17 protein-coding genes are annotated in these 19,756 nt (G+C 49.2%); 9 read left to right on the top strand and 8 right to left on the bottom strand.

The annotated features are described in order from the left end of the window. The 3 genes from IQ256_RS23435 to IQ256_RS23425 all read left to right on the top strand — a co-directional run. Nucleotides 1–727, top strand: a 727-nt coding sequence (locus IQ256_RS23435) for a glycosyltransferase family 4 protein (RefSeq protein WP_193858112.1), incomplete at its 5' end; no start/stop codon positions are given. A gap of 261 nt (nt 728–988) precedes the next feature. After that, nucleotides 989–2,965 carry an ATP-binding cassette domain-containing protein gene (locus IQ256_RS23430; protein WP_370623529.1) on the top strand — a complete coding sequence of 659 codons (1,977 nt, stop codon included), beginning with the start codon at nt 989–991 and terminating at the stop codon, nt 2,963–2,965. 93 nt (nt 2,966–3,058) lie between these two features. Further along, the gene (locus IQ256_RS23425) at nt 3,059–4,015 is read left to right on the top strand and encodes an Npun_R2821/Npun_R2822 family protein (protein ID WP_228025204.1); all 957 of its coding nucleotides are present in this window, start codon (nt 3,059–3,061) and stop codon (nt 4,013–4,015) included. A gap of 57 nt (nt 4,016–4,072) precedes the next feature. On the opposite strand, the gene IQ256_RS23420 is transcribed toward IQ256_RS23425, so the two are convergent. From IQ256_RS23420 to IQ256_RS23410, 3 genes are all read right to left on the bottom strand, one after another. Next, on the bottom strand, nt 4,073–5,041 hold the full coding sequence (locus tag IQ256_RS23420; RefSeq protein ID WP_193858110.1) for a peptidoglycan recognition family protein: 969 nt from the start codon (nt 5,039–5,041) through the stop codon (nt 4,073–4,075). Nucleotides 5,042–5,188: 147 nt separating this feature from the next. After that, the gene (locus tag IQ256_RS23415; protein ID WP_370623530.1) at nt 5,189–5,872 is read right to left on the bottom strand and encodes a MotA/TolQ/ExbB proton channel family protein; all 684 of its coding nucleotides are present in this window, start codon (nt 5,870–5,872) and stop codon (nt 5,189–5,191) included. A gap of 77 nt (nt 5,873–5,949) precedes the next feature. Next, nucleotides 5,950–6,684, bottom strand: coding sequence for a DUF2993 domain-containing protein (locus tag IQ256_RS23410; protein ID WP_228025203.1), 735 nt, complete (start codon nt 6,682–6,684; stop codon nt 5,950–5,952). A gap of 1,203 nt (nt 6,685–7,887) precedes the next feature. On the opposite strand from IQ256_RS23410, the gene IQ256_RS23405 reads away from it, so the two are divergent. Beyond that, on the top strand, nt 7,888–8,526 hold the full coding sequence (locus tag IQ256_RS23405; protein WP_193858108.1) for an NYN domain-containing protein: 639 nt from the start codon (nt 7,888–7,890) through the stop codon (nt 8,524–8,526). Nucleotides 8,527–8,597: 71 nt separating this feature from the next. Next, nucleotides 8,598–9,794 (top strand): LPS export ABC transporter periplasmic protein LptC, encoded by a 1,197-nt coding sequence (gene lptC, locus IQ256_RS23400; protein WP_193858107.1) that lies wholly within the window; start codon nt 8,598–8,600, stop codon nt 9,792–9,794. Between the two features lie 70 nt (nt 9,795–9,864). On the opposite strand, the gene IQ256_RS23395 is transcribed toward lptC, so the two are convergent. Continuing rightward, entirely contained in the window at nt 9,865–11,232 is a 1,368-nt protein-coding gene (locus IQ256_RS23395) for a D-alanyl-D-alanine carboxypeptidase (RefSeq protein WP_370623528.1), read from the bottom strand. 173 nt (nt 11,233–11,405) lie between these two features. Between IQ256_RS23395 and IQ256_RS23390 the strand changes: the two genes are divergently transcribed. Beyond that, nucleotides 11,406–12,065, top strand: coding sequence for a cofactor assembly of complex C subunit B (locus IQ256_RS23390; protein WP_193858106.1), 660 nt, complete (start codon nt 11,406–11,408; stop codon nt 12,063–12,065). Between the two features lie 66 nt (nt 12,066–12,131). Here IQ256_RS23390 and IQ256_RS23385 read toward each other — a convergent pair whose 3' ends face one another. Next, the gene (locus IQ256_RS23385; protein WP_193858105.1) at nt 12,132–12,692 is read right to left on the bottom strand and encodes a DUF4330 domain-containing protein; all 561 of its coding nucleotides are present in this window, start codon (nt 12,690–12,692) and stop codon (nt 12,132–12,134) included. A 224-nt stretch (nt 12,693–12,916) separates the two neighbouring features. Between IQ256_RS23385 and IQ256_RS23380 the strand changes: the two genes are divergently transcribed. Then, nucleotides 12,917–13,831, top strand: a complete 915-nt coding sequence (locus tag IQ256_RS23380; RefSeq protein WP_228025202.1) for a M48 family metallopeptidase — start codon at nt 12,917–12,919, stop codon at nt 13,829–13,831. On the opposite strand, the gene IQ256_RS23375 is transcribed toward IQ256_RS23380, so the two are convergent. The 3 genes from IQ256_RS23375 to rlmD all read right to left on the bottom strand — a co-directional run bounded on the left by IQ256_RS23375 (nt 13,807) and on the right by rlmD (nt 17,851). After that, the gene (locus IQ256_RS23375; protein WP_193858104.1) at nt 13,807–14,712 is read right to left on the bottom strand and encodes a type III pantothenate kinase; all 906 of its coding nucleotides are present in this window, start codon (nt 14,710–14,712) and stop codon (nt 13,807–13,809) included. The two genes, IQ256_RS23380 and IQ256_RS23375, sit on opposite strands and share 25 nt — an antisense overlap. Nucleotides 14,713–15,273: 561 nt before the next feature. Continuing rightward, nucleotides 15,274–16,344: a UDP-3-O-(3-hydroxymyristoyl)glucosamine N-acyltransferase gene (lpxD, locus tag IQ256_RS23370; protein WP_193858103.1), complete on the bottom strand. Its 1,071-nt coding sequence runs from the start codon at nt 16,342–16,344 to the stop codon at nt 15,274–15,276. Nucleotides 16,345–16,411: 67 nt separating this feature from the next. Next, complete coding sequence (rlmD, locus tag IQ256_RS23365) at nt 16,412–17,851, bottom strand: 23S rRNA (uracil(1939)-C(5))-methyltransferase RlmD (protein ID WP_193858102.1); 1,440 nt, start codon at nt 17,849–17,851, stop codon at nt 16,412–16,414. Between the two features lie 343 nt (nt 17,852–18,194). Here rlmD and IQ256_RS23360 point away from each other — a divergent pair, with 343 nt between their 5' ends. Continuing rightward, nucleotides 18,195–18,683: an allophycocyanin subunit alpha-B gene (locus IQ256_RS23360; RefSeq protein ID WP_193858101.1), complete on the top strand. Its 489-nt coding sequence runs from the start codon at nt 18,195–18,197 to the stop codon at nt 18,681–18,683. Nucleotides 18,684–18,925: 242 nt separating this feature from the next. After that, nucleotides 18,926–19,558, top strand: coding sequence for a hypothetical protein (locus IQ256_RS23355; protein WP_228025201.1), 633 nt, complete (start codon nt 18,926–18,928; stop codon nt 19,556–19,558). The last annotated feature ends 198 nt before the right edge of the window (nt 19,559–19,756 follow it).

Below are 19,756 nucleotides of genomic sequence, written 5' to 3'. Positions count from 1 at the left end.
CCTATATCTAGAATGGATGGAAAACTTGGTCTCACAGGCTGACGCTATCACTGTCAGCACTCGATTTCTACAGCAGCGCTTCGGGGGACACTACCTCCCCAATAGTAAAGACACCCAGGTCTTCGACCCGCAGCAGTTCGATCCAGCGCTTAGCCGCCAGAAATATGGCTTGGCCGACTATCGGGTGCTGATGTTTCCGGGTACTGCCCGGCCACATAAAGGCCTAGAAGACGTTCTAATCGCTTTGGAAGAACTCGACTGGCCCGATCTGCGGCTAGTAATCGTCGGGGGACGAAAACCCGATGACTACGAAGATAATCTGCTCAAGCGCTGGGGTAGATGGCTAATCAAGCTGCCCCGCTTTCCTATGAACGACATGGCCGAAGTCGTTTCAGCCGCTCACGTCGTCGTCGTTCCACAGCGAGACTATGCCACTGCCAAAGCTCAGTTCCCGCTAAAACTCACCGATGCAATGGCAATGGCAAAGCCGATTCTATCGACGACCGTAGGCGATATTCCAGAGATTCTAGACGGCTGCGCTTATCTAGTCGAACCAGAATCGCCTCAGCAAATCGCCGAACAGCTTTTACTAATTTTCAAAGATTTAGAGCTTGCCCATCAAAAAGGGTTGAAAGCCAGGGAAAGATGTGTAAAGAACTACAGCCTTGCTGCGATGTCTAGACAACTGCAAACTCTCTTATCTGATCATATGCGGCCAGACCGCTAGCCCTCTAGAGGGTACTTGCAAAGAGACTCTTTACTGTCTGAGCAGAGGCACTTTTAGCAATGATTGCTTTAGTCACTTTGCTGCCAAACTCTCTAAGCGGTTGGCAGATATTGGGCTTAACAAAGCCTGTCTCACAGAGCGGAGAGCGCTGCCTTAAAAGATCTGTAGACCAGCGCCTTTTTCCTCCTTACACTTTTCCTCGCAATACCAGGGGTTATGCATTCTAGACAGCTTCTTATCAAGTCTTTGCTTCAATACCCTGTGCTAGTAGTACTAACCGTTCTGCTGGGGTTTTCGGGCGCTCTGTTCAACGGTATTGGAACGGTACTGGTCGTTCCAATTTTGCTAGAACTTCTGGGTCAATCCGCTGAATTAGCTACTCAGCTACCTGACATTTTGCAGCGGATGGTCAGGCTTTTTGACGGCGTGCCTGAACGCTATCGCCTGCTGTCTTTGGGATTCACTATTGTTGCTTTGATCGTTCTTAAAAATGCGTCAAACTACGCCAGCTCGCTGACTTCTAACAGCTTGAACCGCAAGCTCGCAGCCAAACTGCGACTAGAGGGTCTGCGGCTATTGCTAGAAGTCGATTTGGCTTACTACACCAAAACAAAAGTCGGCGATCTGATCAATCATCTCAACGTAGAGGTCAGCCGCACAACCATTGCGATTCGGACATTGGCGAGACTGGCGATCGCCAGCATTACTATCCTGGTATTCGTCGGCATCCTACTTTGGACTTCTTGGCAGTTGACCATTATCTCGGTCTTTGCGCTGGGGCTAGTGGCGCTGATCAACCAGTCCATTGTTCGTCAGTCCAAGGTTTTTGGTACGCAGCTTTCGCAGCTTTCGCGTCAGTATTCTGCTCGGATTGTAGAGATCCTCTCCGGGATTCGGCTAGTCAAGTCAACGGCCAACGAAGATACGGAATATAAAGCGATCAGTCAGCTGATCTCAGCGAGGGAGGTATCAGAATATCGCGCTCAGCTTTTGTTTGCTGGCATTGGCCCAATCAACGAAGTCAGCAGCATAGTGGCTTTGATCGCTGTAGCGGTGATCGGTCGAACGTTTATGAGCGATCGCATCGAAGCCTTCTCGTCTATTTTGCTGACCTACCTGCTCGTCCTTTTTAGGATGCTGCCCTCTATTGGCCAGCTCAACGCCGCCCGCAGCCAGTTTGCTAATGCCAGCCCGAGTGTCGAAATTGTCAGCGACTTTTTACGCCGAGACGACAAGCCTTTCATGGCCAGCGGGCATCGTCATTACTCAGCTTTACAAGAGAGCATTCATTTCAAGAACATCACCTTTAGCTATCCGGGCTGCGCCCAGCCTGTAATAAAAGGTATCGATTTATGCTTAGCAAAAGGGACGACGCTGGCGCTAGTTGGAGCTTCTGGCGCTGGTAAATCGACTCTGGCTGATCTGCTACCTCGCTTTTACGATCCCGATGATGGACAGATTTTGATCGACGGTGCTGACCTCAAGGAAATCGAGATTTCTAGCTTTCGCAAACGACTAGGCATTGTTAGCCAAGACACTTTTCTATTCAATGCTTCAGTACAGGAGAACCTAACGTACGGACGTCCTGATGCAACAGAAAAGCTGATCGAAGATGCCTTGCAGCGGGCGAATGCCTATGACTTTGTAATGGAGCTACCTCAAAAACTAGAGACGTTGATTGGCGATCGCGGCGTCTTACTCTCGGGCGGGCAAAGGCAAAGATTAGCCATCGCTAGAGCGCTACTACAAGATCCTGACATTTTGATCCTAGATGAAGCCACTAGCGCCCTTGACACCCTCTCAGAGCGTCTAGTCCAAAAAGCAATTGATGAACTGAGCCGCGATCGCACCACGCTAGTCATCGCCCATCGCCTCTCCACCGTTCAAAACGCCGATCAAATTGCTGTTCTAGACCACGGTAAGGTCGTCGAAACCGGTACCCACACAGAGCTATTACAGCAGGGAAACTACTACGCGCAGCTCTGTGCCATTCAATTTTCTAAACAGATAAAGGGCGGCAAGGACAGTCAGCATCTCTCTAAGCTGGGCCAGACAATCGCAGCGGCGTCTTACGATATGCGCTCTGGGCTCAACGGCATTATCGGAGCACTGAGTCTGCTGGCCGATGACGGCATTCAAGATACCTCTGAGCGAGACGAGTTAGCTACGTTCGCCTACGAAAAAACGCTATCGCTGCTGAAAAATGTAGAGGAGTTAGAGAAGGCAAGAGGGCTGTAAAGACGATGCTCTCAACGGTTTCGAGCGCTATTCGAAGACCTAGAACGAACGCTGTACAAAGACTTAACTAAAGAACTCAACTCGGGAAAAACTATGCGCGGTGTCTATATAGTTGCTAGCGATCGAGTGGCCGATAACGCGATCGCTCTACTCAGCAGCCTACGTCTTCAAGATCCAGATATTCCTGTTTTTCTTATTCCCTTTAGTGAAGACGCCTCAAAAGTCACTCAGCAGCTAGCCGAGCTTTACAATGTACAGCTATTTCCTGACCTAGCCTTAATCGAAGTGCTCACTCAAAAAATCAGCGAAATCTTTCCGCGTGACTTTTTAGCCCTGCCTAACAAGATGCGTAAGCTCGCCGCCTGGTTCGGACCCTTAGATGAGTTTTTATACATCGATACAGACATTCTCTTCTTTTCACCTGTCGCCGATACCCTTGCCTATCTCGATCGGGCTGATTTCATCTGGTGCGACTACCACTACAAGCGGGGACTAGAAGATGTCTTTTCGAATGTTGTCCTTGACCAAAATATCTTTAGCGACCAGGCTCTAAAAGATGTCTTTAATAGCGGCCTTTGGGGATCAAAAAAAAGCGCACTGAGCCTAGAAGCGCTATACCAGGTCTTACGAGAATGCGCGGCTCACAGAGAGTACTTCGATTTTTCAAGCGGGACAACTGATCAGCCGATCATGAACTACCTAGTACTCAAAACGATTCCTAACCGACTGAACATCGCCAAAGCCAACCCTAATGAACCTGGTAGCTGGGGCGGCTCTCCTCACTTTGAACGGCGCGGACACGTCTTGTTCGACGGCGAGCGTCCCCTGCGCTACTTACACTGGGCCGGTACGCCTATGCGAGCAGGCGGCCCCTACCGCGATATTTGGACTTACTATCGCTACCTAAACGATCCCGAAGGAGCAAAACGCCTAAGCGCCTCAGATCCTATCAATTCGTCTACACCGAACGCATTTACGCTTGTCTTACCCAAGCTCCGGCAGCTCAAAAAAACACTCAAGCAGCAGCTAAGAGCCCTAATTCCTAACTAGCTCAACTGCTTGATTGATTTGATCGGCCACCACATCGGGCCATAAACTAGCACCGGACTAATAGCTGTAGGCTGCACGGCTAGGATACTGGTGTAGCCAACTAAAAAGTCGACTGGGTTCATAGGATCTTGGATCGCTGCGTGAGCCGGAGCGATCAACCGCTTTATGAGTGGTAATTCGGTAGTCTGGGACAGTGGTCCTAGCTAGCAGCCATGCCAAAGACCGATACTGCGCCTCAGTATAGCCGCTGTGCTTGCTGTAGTTGTTATTCTGGCCATCCGGCGGTGTTTCTAGAGAAATATGATAGGCAAAATTATTGACGGAGCTAGGAAATTCAGGATTAGTGGCGACAGTCTCCTCGCCTGCGGTTGTCACAAAACTAGAATTCCCGGCCCCAAAAGCTCGCTGCTCTGGCGGAACGATATAGTACACCGTACCGTCTAGGCCAACTAGAGTGTGATAGCTAACTTGATCTTCATCCCTGGGGTTATGCCTAGCGAAGACATTAAGCGCACTAGATGCGGAACCAACCGTTTCATGTAGCACTACGATAAAGTCGTTACTAGCTGGAGCACCAGTGACATCGACCGCAAAGCGCTCTCCATAGTTGCTCGGGTCGGCTAGCTGTAAGACTTCCTTCGGCTGATAGCCGACAGCTGACTTGTTAGTACTAAGTACTGCTTCGCTGCTAGACGGGGTATTGACTGCAGTCGTCCTTGCAGGGACATTGCTGGGGACGTTAGGAGCACTATTTCCTTGAGTGCTGTTTCTCTGAGCGCTATCACTTCCTTGAGCATTGTCTGCTAAAGCACCTGTAGATGGCTGACTTGTGGCACCGTTCAAAAGCTTACTCGCTCGCACACTCTCAATCGTGGTATCTTCCGCCCTAGCAGAGAATCTAGACTGCCCACGAGATTGGCCGCTCATATCCGACGTAGTCCCAAGCGGACCCGTCGATACAACGATAAGAACCGTTAACGCAAAGGCAACAGTGCTAGCAGCCCAAACTAACCAAGAACGACGCATAGGGCAACTCGCCAAGAAATAATAATTAAGAAATATTGTTCCCTATACTAGCGCTCAGGCGGATGCTCAGGAGAATAGACTTATCAATTTTGATTGAAGAGTCTCCCATCAAAGCTATTCAATGAAGACTGTTCGACCTTGAAAGGACTATGTAGCGTTGCGCTGGCGGGCTTGGTACTGTCGGTAATACTGTCGATATATCAGCTCTAGCTGGCCGCTGTATGCTTCGATAGCAGCGCGCTGGCGTCTGTAGAGCCCTAAAAATAAATTGGCAAATAGGAGGGTCGCGATCGCGATGACCAGTCCAGTTGCCGTAGAAATTAGCGCCGTGCCGATACCCGCTGTTACCTCTGTAGTCGACTCTGCACCAGCATCGCCAATGCGTAAAGATGAAAAAGACTTCATCAATCCTAAAATGGTTCCTAACAGGCCCAGTAGCGGTGCCACTCCGATGATCGTGTCGAAAACGGTGCTGAACCGCTTTAGCAAAGGCATTTCGCTTTGAGCCGCGCTTTCAAGCGCTAGCCGAAAATCCTCTGGACTACTCTGATCTAACGTGAGCGCAGCCAGGAATATTCTGGCGATCGGAAATTGAATCTGCTTTCGCAAAGCCGCGATCGCCTCTTGCGGTTGAGTGCTATATAGCTTTAGCACTTGCGCGATGAAACGATCTTGCTGTTGATAAATCTGTAGCCAAAACAGCCCGCGCTCAAAGATCAGGGTCGTCGCCAGTATCGAAAACCCCAGCAAGGGCCACATGACGACGCCCCCCGCTCTGAAGATATTCCATAATTCCACGATGATTGAATCCCCTTCGCTGTACGCGCGCACAGCCAAATCTGCGGGTCCAATCTACAGGTGGAAGACCTCAGCTCGGCTTTTTACATGCCAAGTCTACATGCCAAGGTCTACATGCCAGGGAAATGCTCGATCTCTGCGTAGCCATTAAACAAAAGCTGTTTGCCTTTCACATCTAACTGGTTTACCCGCAAAGACACACCGTCTAGATCAAAACGCTCTAGATCAACCATCTGATTCAAAACGCCTACGAAACCGGGGATCATCGCTTCTGACAGCCATTGAACATCTTCAGGGACATCATCTGGCTCAAATTCCACATCGGTAAAGACGACTCGTCTACGGCGCTCTACTGTGACCTTTGCTGACAGACTAATAGGGAGGTTGTCACGATTAGGCAAATCCGTCTTGGCAACAATCTTGACTCGCTGATGCGGTAGCAGCACCATCTGCACATCTCGAAAAGACACCGGATCGCCGCCAGACAGACTGGTCGCTTCTTCAGAGGTGACATCCTGCAGGCGCTTCTCAACGAGATCAGCAGTAAAGGCCTTATTGATACCTGATTCAGTCATAGTGACCGTGGCAATTGCGTGCGTAGCCTGCTTCAGCCGGATTTTGCCACCGATTAGCCCTGACATATCGAGCGAGACCGCATCCGTCTCAAACTCCATAGCCTCAGCTTCAAACATCTTTTTAATAACTAGCCCTCGACCCTTCATTTGAAAGCTATCAACAATTCCTTGCAGAATTTTGCTCGCCGGAGCACACCGAATAGAAACATCAACCGACTCACTGCGGGTAAACAGCTGCTGAATAGCCTGGCGAGCTACAGAACTTATCATGTTCTCGCCAAAGTCTTTAGATGAAGATTGAGAGCCTAGCAGACCGCCTAACATGCTTAAGGTAAGTACCTGCAAAGAAACTTCACTTCTACTTGTAACAAAATATGAACAAGCCTGCCATGAAGATTCAAAGCACCTATCCATATAAAATCTCGCAAAAGAGGCCGAAGCAGAGAATTCATCTACAGCGCCACCCAACAGTCTAACAGCCGAGAAAGCTTTAAATTGCCATGAGTACAGGCAGTTTCTACAGCCTCAGCCATCTACCGCTACTAATCTACCGCTACTAACAGTAATATTTACGAGCTACCTAAGCATTGAACGCCTTCTATGCTTTTTGAATTATCCATATACAGCGTTTATTCTCCTGTTCCATTTCTTGAGAAGAGATTAAAATTCGCGAGTTTTCCCCGCACACAAAAAAACTACTTGTACTATGTAGTTAAGACGCTAATAAATCAAGTTCTATAGACTTCTATGGCAGTGCCATATGTTAACTGCCAACGGGTCTACTTAATCAGGTGCAACTTCAGTCCGCTGAGTCAACTATCGAAGTAAGAATTGTCATAAGCAGCATCGACGTATTAGCCCATCAAAGTGACTAAATTTGCAAGGTTAATAGGTCTCAGCCGTAATCAGAAGAAATAGTTAAAAAGCCTCGTCTTTGCGGCCCGAATACGTGAGCATAATTAGAGCCCATCCTCATTAGTTATTCGCCTGATCATGAACCCGCAGAGCAACCTTTGAACCAGCTATACCTCCCATCCGAATCTTAGGTTTCTCTCTTCAAGAGACGCCGCTTAGCAGAGATAGCTGATATCATTTGGCCTTCTCTTGGCAAAGAACTGACTATTAAGATCGAGCTACCTAGATCGAGCTATTAGTTTGAAGAAGATGACTAGGTTATAAAGACACCGGGTAGTGCCAGTTATTCTCTTCGGAATCGCGGATTTGTCATGGATATTTCTCTACGACTATCGTTCAACTCATAAGGCTTGAAAGATAGTTCAAAAAGGACTAACCGCAAACATTTCTCGCGCCACTTTTTATTTCCGCTAGTTCTATTTTCTGTACGCTTGATTTCTATGACTTGGTCCTGTCAGTAAATAGTGAAGTCTGCTTCAGACGGGTTTAGATTCAAAGCTCGCAGTTTAGTAATTATCCTCTTAAAACTATCCGCCCTTAATTTTTGGAAAGTAGTACATGTTAAATAGCCATCAGATTTTAGGCCACGATTCTGTGTTTACACCTGAGCAAGTTTTAGAAAATCGAGGCCGCGTCGCTATCTTTATCGATGGCTCAAACCTTTTTTATGCAGCTCTCCAGCTAGGCATTGAGATCGACTACACCAAGCTGCTAAGTCGTCTAACCTCAGGTTCTCGTTTGTTCCGCTCGTTCTTTTATACGGGAGTAGATCGCTCTAACGAAAAGCAGCAGGGCTTTTTGCTGTGGATGCGTCGCAACGGATACCGAGTGATTGCCAAAGATCTCGTGCAGCTCCCTGATGGCTCGAAGAAAGCAAACCTAGATGTAGAAATTGCTGTCGATATGATGGCGCTAGTCGGTTGCTACGACACAGCAGTTTTAGTCAGTGGCGATGGAGATTTGGCATACGCTGTAGATGCCGCTAGCTACAAAGGTGTGCGGGTGGAAGTGGTTAGCCTTAGAGCGATGACAAGTGATAGCTTAATCAATGTCTCTGATCGCTATATCGATCTAGATAGTATTAAGGACGACATCTGCAAAACCTCAAGAGGGAACAGCGGCAATAACCACAACTACACCTATCGGCCTCTCTCTAGCCTATCTGTACTCGATGAGGCGGAATCGCGTCGTCCTTGAGATCTATCCCAAGGTTGTATCTTCAAAGTTAGTTAATTCATCGGCCAACAAGCACTGGCTCTGTAAGTAGTTTGAAAAATCTCTGGTATCGAGGAACGGTCGTCGTGGCAGTAGGCGCTGTTGTGCTGTTCGGTCTGCACACTTATGTGTCTAGAAGCAGTCTGACAGAGTCTATACCTAATGAGGCGATTGACGCAGAGCTAACTTTGCAGGCAGTAACCTTAGAACAGCCGGATGTAGATGGGAACTTGCTTTGGCGATTAGAGGCGGATTCGGTCAAGTATGTACCAGAGACTCAGCGAGCGGAACTGCTAGCGCTAGAAGGTGAGTTCTACGAAGAAGGTAAAAAGATCTATACCGTGGTTGCTGATGAGGGCGAGGTTCAGCAAAACGGCGATACCCTGTTTCTGCGAGGCAATCTGGTAGCTACTCGTATAGAAGATGATTTGACCCTAGTCGGAGAGCTACTAAAGTGGCAGCCAAAGCTAGGTCTGCTACGGATGGGTAACTTTGAGAATGAAGATTTGTCGGAAGATATGCTGGCGCGATCGCCTGTCACCGTCTCCGATCCACAGATGGAGGCAATCGCCCAGTCTCTAGTCGTCAACAACAAAGAGAACCGCGTCACGATGAGCGGTGATGTCGTGGCCAAAAGCAAAGTAGAACCCTGGCTGACCTTCGCATCCGAAGCGCTAACTTGGCTAACCGATCAGTCGCTGATCGAAGCGGATCAGATGTTGACCGTAGAGCGCTTTGCCTCTGAAGACTACGAAACGCTAACGGAGCGGCTAGTAGGCCAAACTGGCAACGCCAGGCTCGATGAAAATATAGTCACGATAGAGCAATCCGTCCAGCTAGAATCCTTATCGGAAGGGCTGACGGTGAAAAGCGATCGCGCCGTGTGGGACGTTAGTGCCCAAACCGTAGAAATGGATCGGCCCGTCGACATAGCACAGCCCGCTCGTCAGCTCACGGCTTTGGCAAACCAAGCCAGCATAGATCTAGCAGAGCAGATTATCTATTTAGTTGGCAATGTACGAGCCAATGGCAGAGAGAATGATACTCGCCTGAGAGCTGACCGGGTCACTTGGGCAACGTCAACCCAGCAAGTAGAGGCCGAAGGCAATGTCCGCTACCAGCAGGCCGCTAATCCTGAAGCCACACTATCTGGGCCAAGAGCCGTCGGCAATATAGAAGATGGAACGCTGGTCGTTATTGGCGATGCCTCGAACAGCGTGGTCACCGAGATTGTTCCAGAAGACTTCTAGCCGACTGAACTTCTAGCGACCGAACTTCTCGATTAAAGAGTATTGCGACTGCTTCAAAGGGTATTGCACCCTAAGGTTTCTGATCGACCGGGTGATTTCGCGCGGGATCGCCAAAATGATAGGGCGACTGGCCGATCACAACAGAGCTACGTAGTTCTGGCGGCAGCGTTTGCGCTTTGCCCCACTGCTGTTCGAGCGCAGAGAGCACTTGGTCTTGGCGCGATCGCAGTGCATCTAGTCCAGACCCGTAATTCATAATCGAAAACCAGACGATGCCTTTGTTTTCGGTAGGAAAAGCCCCCGCTAGAGAACTCACCACCGCCAGGCTACCTGTTTTTACCACCGCATTTTCTGGCAGCCCTCTATCTAGAACGGTGCCTCCATCCGCACCTGCTATCGGAAAAATATCAGATAGCGTGAACCCGCTATCGAGTAATTGCGACTGAATCGCTTGTAGCATCAGCACCGTTGCTCTAGGCGAAATCGTATTCTCCTCACCTAAGCCAGAGCCGTTGATTAGGTTGACTTCACCTGGCGAAATGTTCGCAATAGCTTCTACTTTATTAACCACAGCGCCAGCACCACCAACCGCCTGGGCCATTTGCTCAGCCATGGGATTGTTGCTGTAGATATTCATCGCCTTTAGCACCGCCACCACTGGCAGCGAATCATGGCGCAAGAGCCAGCCGTTGACCGACTCCTTTTGACTAATCGGTGCTAATTTGACCTCACCGCTAATCGCAATAGTAGGCTTGAAGTCTTCTCTGCCTGCTTCTTTCGCTACCTTTCTACCTAAATTTTGATAGGCAGTCTCTACCGCGTAGTCCCACTCGTTCACATTCAGTGCCTGTTTTAGCAAAGCGCCTGATTTGCTAGGACTCGTTTCAAAATTCATATTGAAATTCCCCACCACAACCAGATCGCCTTTGACTTGGCGGATGCCCCGCTGCTGTAGGGCTTTTCCTAGTGCGATCGCCTCTTCCCAAACAAATAGCGGATCGTCACCACCGACTACCACCAAATCGCCTAGCACCGTCCCATTCTCGACTTTGCCACGCCAGCCCACCCAAGTCTCAAACTGGTGAGTTGGCTCCCAAGTTGCCAGCGCAGCCAGCGTCGTTGCAACTTTTGTCAGCGAGGCGGCAGGCACAGGTACGCTGCCAAAATTTTCTGCTACCGGATAGTCGCCGACTGAAACCCAGAGACCCTGCTCTTCAGGCAAATAGCCAGATGCGCTCAGTCCAGAGAGATAATTAGCCACGATTGACTGAGCGGCTGGATCATTTGCGATCGCCGCTTTTGCCCAGGTCGACTCCCAACGAGGCCGAATATCAACAGCGCTTAGGTTCAATGGGTTTGCCGATTCTGGCGTACCCAACAGTCCGCTTAAAAACCCAGCTATCACACCCGAAACTATCCCAACGCCTACGATTTGCACAATTCAAAACCACTCTCTAGCAGGTCTACCCAAAAACCTGATTCCTGCCAAAGATACACTATACATACTGCCTTTGTGGACATTAGATCTTAGTCGTTCTTTTGTCCCATTTGGGCCTTTATTCGGCCTAAATCCTAGCTGTCCTCTGCTGCTCTTTACCGCTGCCTTAATCTATGGCCAAACCCGACCAAAACCAAGTACTCAGACAGTTGCCCATAGTAGTCGGTGCAGTCGGTGGTACCCTTTTATTTCTCAATCGAATCGCCACACCTGAGCTGAGCGCAGCACAGTCTAGAGCCGACGCGCTGGGCGTTATCCTTAGCGCGATACTGATCTTAACTGGGCTGTTGTGGCAGCGAATTCAGCCAAAACTACCAGAATCAGTCGAACTCGTCGGCGAGCAAGGATTCGACTTAGCAGAAGACTTGCCGGAAGCAATTCAAACAGAGCTTGCCTGGGCATCCCACCTCCTGTTGACTAATACTGCTAGCCGTAGCGTACTGGTCTATTACGATGAGCAAGTGCTCCTACGTCGAGGTGTCTTGAGCCCCAAAAAGACCGTCACACCAGGTGTGATCGTGAAGCGCGTGTTGCAAAAGGGGTCGCCTGTCTATCTCGTGAACCTAGCCCTCTACCCAGGGCGAATAGAATTCGATTATTTGCCGGAGAATACTCAGGGGCTGATCTGCCAACCGCTAGGTAATAAAGGAGTTTTGGTGCTAGGAGCCAATGCCCCTCGCAGCTACACTCAGCAGGATGAAGCTTGGATCTCTGGTATTGCAGAAAAGCTAGCGAACAGCCTGGCTAGCCTGTCACAGCCGGAGACAGTTTGAGAGAGAGCTTTTGGAAAAAGCGTATTTGAGCAGACGCTGTTTGAGGTCGCGCTATTCGAGAAGAGGCTATTCAGCGGGCGCAGCTTCTTGGGATGCATCCTCATCCAAAATTCGGACAGCGACTGTTGAGACTCTAAAGTTGTAGTTTGGGCCATCGATTTCTATTGGCGTACCAACCTTGACAGGAACAGCTAGCACCGGGCCATCCTCAGTAATTTGGGCTTTACCGCCAAGGGTGATCAGCATATCAACCGTGTAGTCTAGCTCGGGGCGAGGATCGGGGTAAGAGAGCACCGTGCCATCCGGCTGAGGGACAGCCACACTGCGAGGGAGGGGCTGAACCGCTTTGACGTCAATTCTGCCGTAGGGCTGATTTCGCACAATGATTTTGGTCGAGGTGGTTTCAGACAAGTCGGCTAGAAACTGCTCAGGGTTCAGTACGGTCAGACCTCTAGCAATCACGTCGACTTCAATCTCTTCGGTAACGCTGCCTACTTGGGCAACCGATCCGCTGGTTCCTGGATAGAAAAAGATACCGAAAATGACCATAACGATCGCCAAGGCCGCGCCAAGATCTAGGAGGCTTAGTTTGCCAAAAAGTCTTCCTTTGGAATCCAATATTGCCATTGTCTTTCCTCTTGCTTTCGCCTATGATTACGCGCTTATTCCACAGTATTTAACCACACTCTCTCACAACCCCACCTCCCAGTTGCTTCTACACAACTAAGTTGCACAGGTATATTGCGGGTATATGCGGAATATCATAATTCTTTGAAGTGTCACAGAACGAATCCATACTTAGGGGGAAGCCGTTAAGCTGATTGAGCAAGGATACTAGACAAAATTCACATTTGGAAGTACCCATTTCTATCGACGGCTATCCACCCATGTTTGAACGATTACATCTAGCAAAAGCAACCCTAGGTAGAGCGATCACAGGTAAAACCCTTTACCGACGGGTTGCGCTCGGCTTGGCAGGACTGATGATGGCGGTCGGTCTTAATGTCGCCACCGCGCAACCTTCTCAAGCTGGCTGGCTAGACCTGATATTTAGCGGGGTCAGGGTACTGCAGCTTTCGAATCTCTCGGATGCCCAAGAGGTTGATTTAGGCTCAGGCATCAACTCTCAGCTTGTCAATAGCGGGCAGGTTAAGCTGCATAGAAATTCTGCTCTCAACACCTACGTCAATGACATTGGACAGCGTTTAGCCCAGGTTAGCGATCGCCCTGATATTCCCTATACATTTCAGATTGCTGAAGACAACGCGGTCAATGCGTTTGCAACCATGGGTGGATATGTCTATGTGACGACAGGGCTAATGGCCGAAGCTGATACCGAAGCTGAACTGGCGAGCGTCATCGGTCACGAAATTGGTCATATTGCGGGCAAGCACGCCGTGAAGCAGATGCGACAGGCGGCGATTACGCAAGGCATTACTGGCGCACTGGGTGTGAACCGCGATCGCCTAGTCAATATTGGCACGCAAATTGCCCTGCAGCTGCCTGCTAGCCGTAGCGATGAGTATGAAGCCGACCGTCATGGCTTCTTCACAATGGGTAGAGCCGGATACGACCAGTCAGATATGGTCAGCTTCATGCAAAAGCTCATTCGTCAGGGCTCGCCACCAGAATTTTTGAGCACTCATCCTAACGCTGCCAACAGAGTAGCTGAGCTGCAAGAACTCGATGAGACTGAAGCCTATAGCGACGCTACTTTTGGCACTAACGAGGCTGACTATAGCTACGTTGTTAGCTCTCTTCGATAGGCTTGCATTCCCTTAAACATTAAGTTCTCGTCAACTAGAACCCTAGAAGCTATCTCTGGGGCTCTTTGCTGTAGGTACTGATATAGAAGAGGACCGTCACCGCCGGTAAATACAACCGCGCCACCCGGAAATGCTTGCCACCAGTCACTGATGTAGTCAATGCAGGTACTCGTGAGGCTGTAGGCAATGCCGCTGGCGATCGCACCTTCACTGTTGCTAGCCCACCGCTTTGGTAGCTGGCGCTGAAGAGAAGGCTCTGGTGTTTCCAACGCTGTTAGCATCAGTGATCCCAAAGCCGTTTGCTGGCCTAAAGCGTTGAGTTGGAGCCTGACTCCAGGCAGGATTGCACCACCATATATTTCACCATCATGTACAGGGCCGCTATATCCAGAGCCGTTACATCCAGAGCCGTCATATGCATCCGCAGGCGAGCTGCTTACACCTGCGGTCAAAGTCAGAGCGGTGCCGCTATCTATCACCAAAATCGGCCAATCGAGCGTTTGGTTTGCACCCAATAAGTTGATAGCCCTATCGAGGCCAAGCGTGGGATAGATGTTGTTTAGCGGAATGTGCGATCGCGATACCAGATGTACGCTCGGCACTACCTGCTGCCAAAGGTGTGTCTGAGCAGGCACTACAGAGGCTAACCACAGCTCTATTGGCGGCATCACGTCTTGCAGAAGATACGATATTTCGGGTTCGCTTACCAAACTATTGATCAATAGCCAGGTATTTTGTGGATATAAATCGGTGTCAATCCGATCTATCGCTAAATTAGAAAGATGACAGGTATGCCAGGTCGCTACCAGCACGCTTTGGTCAAACCAGCCCCAGTGCAAGCGGGTGTTGCCAACTACTAGCGCCAACCAAGACGAAGACATCGTTTAAGCTCTGGTTTAGAGAAGACCCGTTTAAAGAACTAAAGGCTGACCAGCGGGGTCAGCCTTAAATACAACTAATCAGTGTGTTCAACTCGAATTAACAATCAGTCGTTAATATCGTCTCCAAATTGACAACAGTAGAAAAGGATGGATAGCGAAACAAAAGAGTTACAATGCTTCGGTTGTCCTTGAAATGTGATATCCGCTTGGATTTGGCGCGATCTAATAACTTGGTCTACCAAGAAGTAAGAGTCAGCGCTCAGTTTTAATTAAAGGATGACAAAGCTTTTTCGTAACTTAATGCTTGCACTTGTTGCGGAATACTTGCACTTAGGGCAAATAGAATTTAGTGCAGATGGGACTTGGTGGCTTTCTAACTCGTTCTAAAAAGAAGTCTTGGTTCTTACTTACTCTCAACAGTACAACTTTTCAAGAATTAGAATTTGCCTCAAACCCGGCTCGTGTTAGCTGTCTTTCTTGCCTCATATACTAGCACCGGCCTATGAGTAGATCTCCTTGTGAATCACAAGTTTACACGGCGATACATAAGTTCGTGATGAGTCAATCATTCGTTTCAATCAGCTGCTTTTGCATCTGCTTAACCGACTTTGCTATCTCTGGGAGACGTCTGATAATTGCCGATGACTTGAGAAATATTTTGTGGGGTAGGGCGGGCGAACCTGAGACGATCTCACCAGGGGCAACGTTACTAGAAATGCCAGCTTGAGCAGAGGCAATAGCGCCGTCTCCGATCTTCGCCTTATTAGCAATGCCTACTTGACCTGCTAGGATAACTCGATTGCCAATGATAGTCCCCCCCGCCATCCCAACTTGAGCCGCCATCGCGACCGCTTCGCCGATCTGGCAGCTATGCGCGATATGCACCATGTTATCGATTTTGGTATTTTTTCCGATCCGCGTCTCGCCGACAGCGGCGCGGTCAACCGTAGAATTACAGCCGATCTCCACACCCTCCTCTAATACAGCAACACCGGACTGATGCATTTTCTCCCAGCCCGTCGCGGTAGGAACAAAGCCAAAGCCTTCTGAACCAATAACCGCGCCGCTGTGAATCACACAGTTATCGCCGATTTGGGTGCGCTCATGCACCACACAGTTGGCATGTAGAACCGTGTTTTGACCGATGGTGGCATCTGGATAGACGACTGCGCCAGCGTGAATACAAGCGCGATCGCCCACTTTCGCGCCTGAATGAACAACCGCCAAGGGGCCAATCGCCACCTCATCACCAATCTGTGCGCCTACCTCAATCACGGCGCTAGGATGAATGCCTGCGCTGCGACGATATGGCTGATAAAAGTAGTTAATTGCTCTAGCGAAGGCTAGCCGAGGATCTTTAACGCCAATCCAAAGTATGTCGCGATCGCTAGCCTGCACTTGCAAGGCTTCGTCATTGGGTAGAATCAGCGCCCCAGCCTGAGTTGTGCTGATATAAGACACAAACTTTGCGCCTTCTACATAGCTAAGATCGTTGGCAGTGGCCTCTTGAATGGCTGCTAGTCCGGTCAGGGTGCGATCGCCCACATCGCGCTTACTATCCAAATTCGAGCTGACCAAACTTGATGCTGTCACCTGATCACCCAACGCTGCGACGATCTGACTGAATTTCATGGCTCTCTCTCCTTACCTAGCTGCAATAACACTTGGTTCGAATACCCAGTCAAAATAAACTAACAGGCTAGGCAACCAGAAAAACGGCGCATTCTACATGAGCTGTCTGAGGGAAAAAATCAGCAGGCTGGACTCTAGTGACTTGGTAGCCCCCGGTTTCACAAAGCACCCGCAAATCACGCGCCAACGTTGCTGGATTGCAGCTCACATACACAATGCGCGCTGGCTTGATTGCCATGATTGACTCCAAAACCGCTGGCTCACACCCTTTGCGAGGAGGGTCTATCAGCAAGATATCTGGCTTCACCTCTAGGTTAGGCAGCAGCGCCGCGACATCCCCAATCCTAAATCCTACGTTTTCGATGCTATTTAGGGCGGCATTCGCCTGTGCCTGTACCACCGATTCAGTAAACGACTCTAACCCAATGCACCGTTTCACCTGCCGTGCTAAAGGCAGCGTAAATGTGCCAACCCCGCAGTAAGCATCAACTAGGACCTCATCTCCGGTCAGGTTTAGCTCAGTTTGAATTTCATCTAGCAACCGTTCTGCCTGAGTGGTATTCACCTGGAAGAAGGTAGCAGGCTGAATATGAAACGTTAGGTCTGCAAATTTCTCTTCTAGATACGATGAGCCGGCGATCGAGAATGTCTCTGGGCCGAAGATAGCGTTTGTTTTCTTCCAATTTAAATTCACCAGTACGCCAACGACTTCTGGGTACTTCTCCATCCACTGTTGGGCCTGCTCGTGAACGCCTTTTAGTTTCACTGAGCGACTGACCAAGGTGATCAGTATCTGACCGGTACGCCGACCGACTCTTAGCGCTAAGTGTTTGACATGTCCTTTGTGCGATCGCTCATCGTAGATCTTCCATCCCCGCGCCTGAATATCTTTTTTCAGTTCAGCCAAAAGCGGGTCGAGGCGATCGTCTTGTACCGGACACTGATTCAGATTGACCAGTCGGTGAGATCCTTTGCGATAGTAGCCAGCCTTAACGTCCTTGGTGGGTGACAGACCCAGCGGATAAGTCGCTTTGTTGCGATACCCCAGCCGCTCCTCGGCAGCTAAAACCGAATCAACTCGCACGCCTTCTAGCTTGCCAATGCGAGTCAGCGCATCTACAATCAGCCGATGCTTTGCCGTTAGCTGCTCTTCGTAGCTCACCTGCTGCCACTGACAGCCACCACACTTATCAGCAACGATACAAGCTGGACGCACGCGCTTAGGCGAAGGACTAACAATACCTGCTGGCTTACCAAAGCCATGAGTCGGTTTTACCTTAGTCAACTTCACCAGCATCTCGTCTCCTGGCGCTGTGTTGGGTACAAACACGACGCGATCTTCCCAACGACCGACGCCGTCGCCACTATTACTTAGATCGGTAATCGTGACCTTCAAAGTTTCACCCTGCTGCCACTTTGGCTTCTCGGTGGGGCTTTTCCACGGGTTAGACACTGATGTTTCGCCCTCAGCGCTGGATTGAGATTTGGCAGGGGACTTTGAAGACATAGCAGTCACTTTGAAAGCAGTAAAACTCAGGGCATTAGGAAGGCAAAGGCAGAACAAGCGCCCAGTAAATCTTGCCAGCTCACTAGTATGGCTTATTTATGGCGTTTCGTAGGTACAGCTAACCATCCGTCAAACCTGTAAAGCGACAGCTTCGAGGTGGGTAAAAGCGATTCAGACCTTAGCGTAATATTTCTTAAATCTATTCTCAGGTAGCCAATAGCAGCGTTTCGCTTTATCTCTAATAGAAAAAATATCGGCGAAAGAACGACTAGTGCTTTCCTTGTTCGCCTAAGAGTCGCTAAACTGTCAATATAAATACAGAGTTATCGCACCCCTAAAAACTATGTCTGTTGTCAGCCAAGTAATCCTTAATGCAGATGACGAGCTGCGCTACCCGACGAGCGGCGAGCTCAAAGGTATTGAAAATTTCTTGAAGACCGGTAATCAGCGGATGCGGATTGCTCAAATCCTAGCGGATAATGAAAAGAAAGTCGTTGAGCAGGCTAGTGGAGCTCTTTGGAAGCTGCGTCCCGACTTCATCGCCAAAGGTGGCAACGCCTATGGTCAAAAGCAGCGGGCCCTATGTCTACGTGACTATGGTTGGTACTTACGCCTGATTACTTACAGCGTTCTGGCTGGCGACAAAGAGCCTATCGAAAGTATTGGCTTGATTGGCGTTCGTGAGATGTATAACGCTCTAGATGTGCCTGTACCTGGAATGGTAGAAGCCATTCGCTGTCTGAAGGATGCATCGCTGTCTTTGATGGATGACGAAGACGCTGCTGAAGCTGCTCCTTACTTTGACTATATTATCCAGTCAATGTCCGCATAGCCCTATCGACAGCTAGCCAGCCATTCAAAAGCAGGAACAGGCCCTATTAGCCTGTTCCTGCTTTGTTTTGTTAAGTTGCTCTGCTACTCATTCTCTTCTTTAGGATAGCTGTCATCTACTGTTATCCGTCTTCTAAAGCTATCTTTTGAGTGAAGCTGATACATCTGTACGCTTGTTTGATATATTCTTAGGCCATCGCCTGCTGCGTACTGATTGTCACACTGCTAGCTATGCTTTCTCCCATGCGCCAATCTTCTAAATTCACCACCAATTGCCAATTAGGCAAAGTCGTCAAATCTAATTCTCACTGTGACTATATCGTTCAGTTGGATACCTCTAACGATGTCGATAGTCCACCACAGATCGAGGACTACGGGTTTGGTCAATTCGTAAAGTTTGAGAGTTCGCGGCACTGGGCAGTCGGCATCATCTACGACTCTGAGCTGTTCAACTCGTCTTTTTTGAATAGCGGACCTAGGTTAACTAGTGCCCCCGACCCAGTCTTTACCCCTGATCTGATTCAAGATACCTGTATTCTTCTAAGCGTCGCACTAGTAGGCAGCCTTCAAAACGGTGATGACCACACGCATTACGGATTACACGGCATCCCACGGGTTGTAATTCCAGCGAATACTCCGGTTTCTCAAATGAGTATTGATGAAGTTCACACCTTTCACCGCTCGGCTGACGGTAAACCGCAGTTTTCTTATTACAGTCACCTTCTGCGTTCGGGGGGTGCATTTGCACCCCAGCTAACCCAACAGGTGCTCAGCGAACTAATTGCTACGGAGCTGTTCTCCGGTGCTGAACAGCGAGCCCTGCAAGTGTTACGAAAAGAGATGTCTTGGAAAAACGCTATGAGCGCTATGCGCTAATCTTAAGCAAACATTAAATTCCTCATAATATAAGCGGTAATTCTGTCAAAGCCGTCTCAGGAACTTGCAACATTCCGTTACATAAGTTATGATAGTTACATCGGTTGAGAAACTTAGTTTTTCACTTAGATTTTCTAAGAGCTTTCTTTTTGAAGCGCTCAACCCATACGTACCTAACTACTCGGAATAATAATGACT

This window comes from cf. Phormidesmis sp. LEGE 11477, from assembly GCF_015207105.1.
Classification (GTDB): Bacteria; Cyanobacteriota; Cyanobacteriia; order Phormidesmidales; family Phormidesmidaceae; genus Phormidesmis.
Note: the sequence above shows the minus strand (reverse complement) of the source record. Positions and strands in the feature narration are given on the sequence as shown.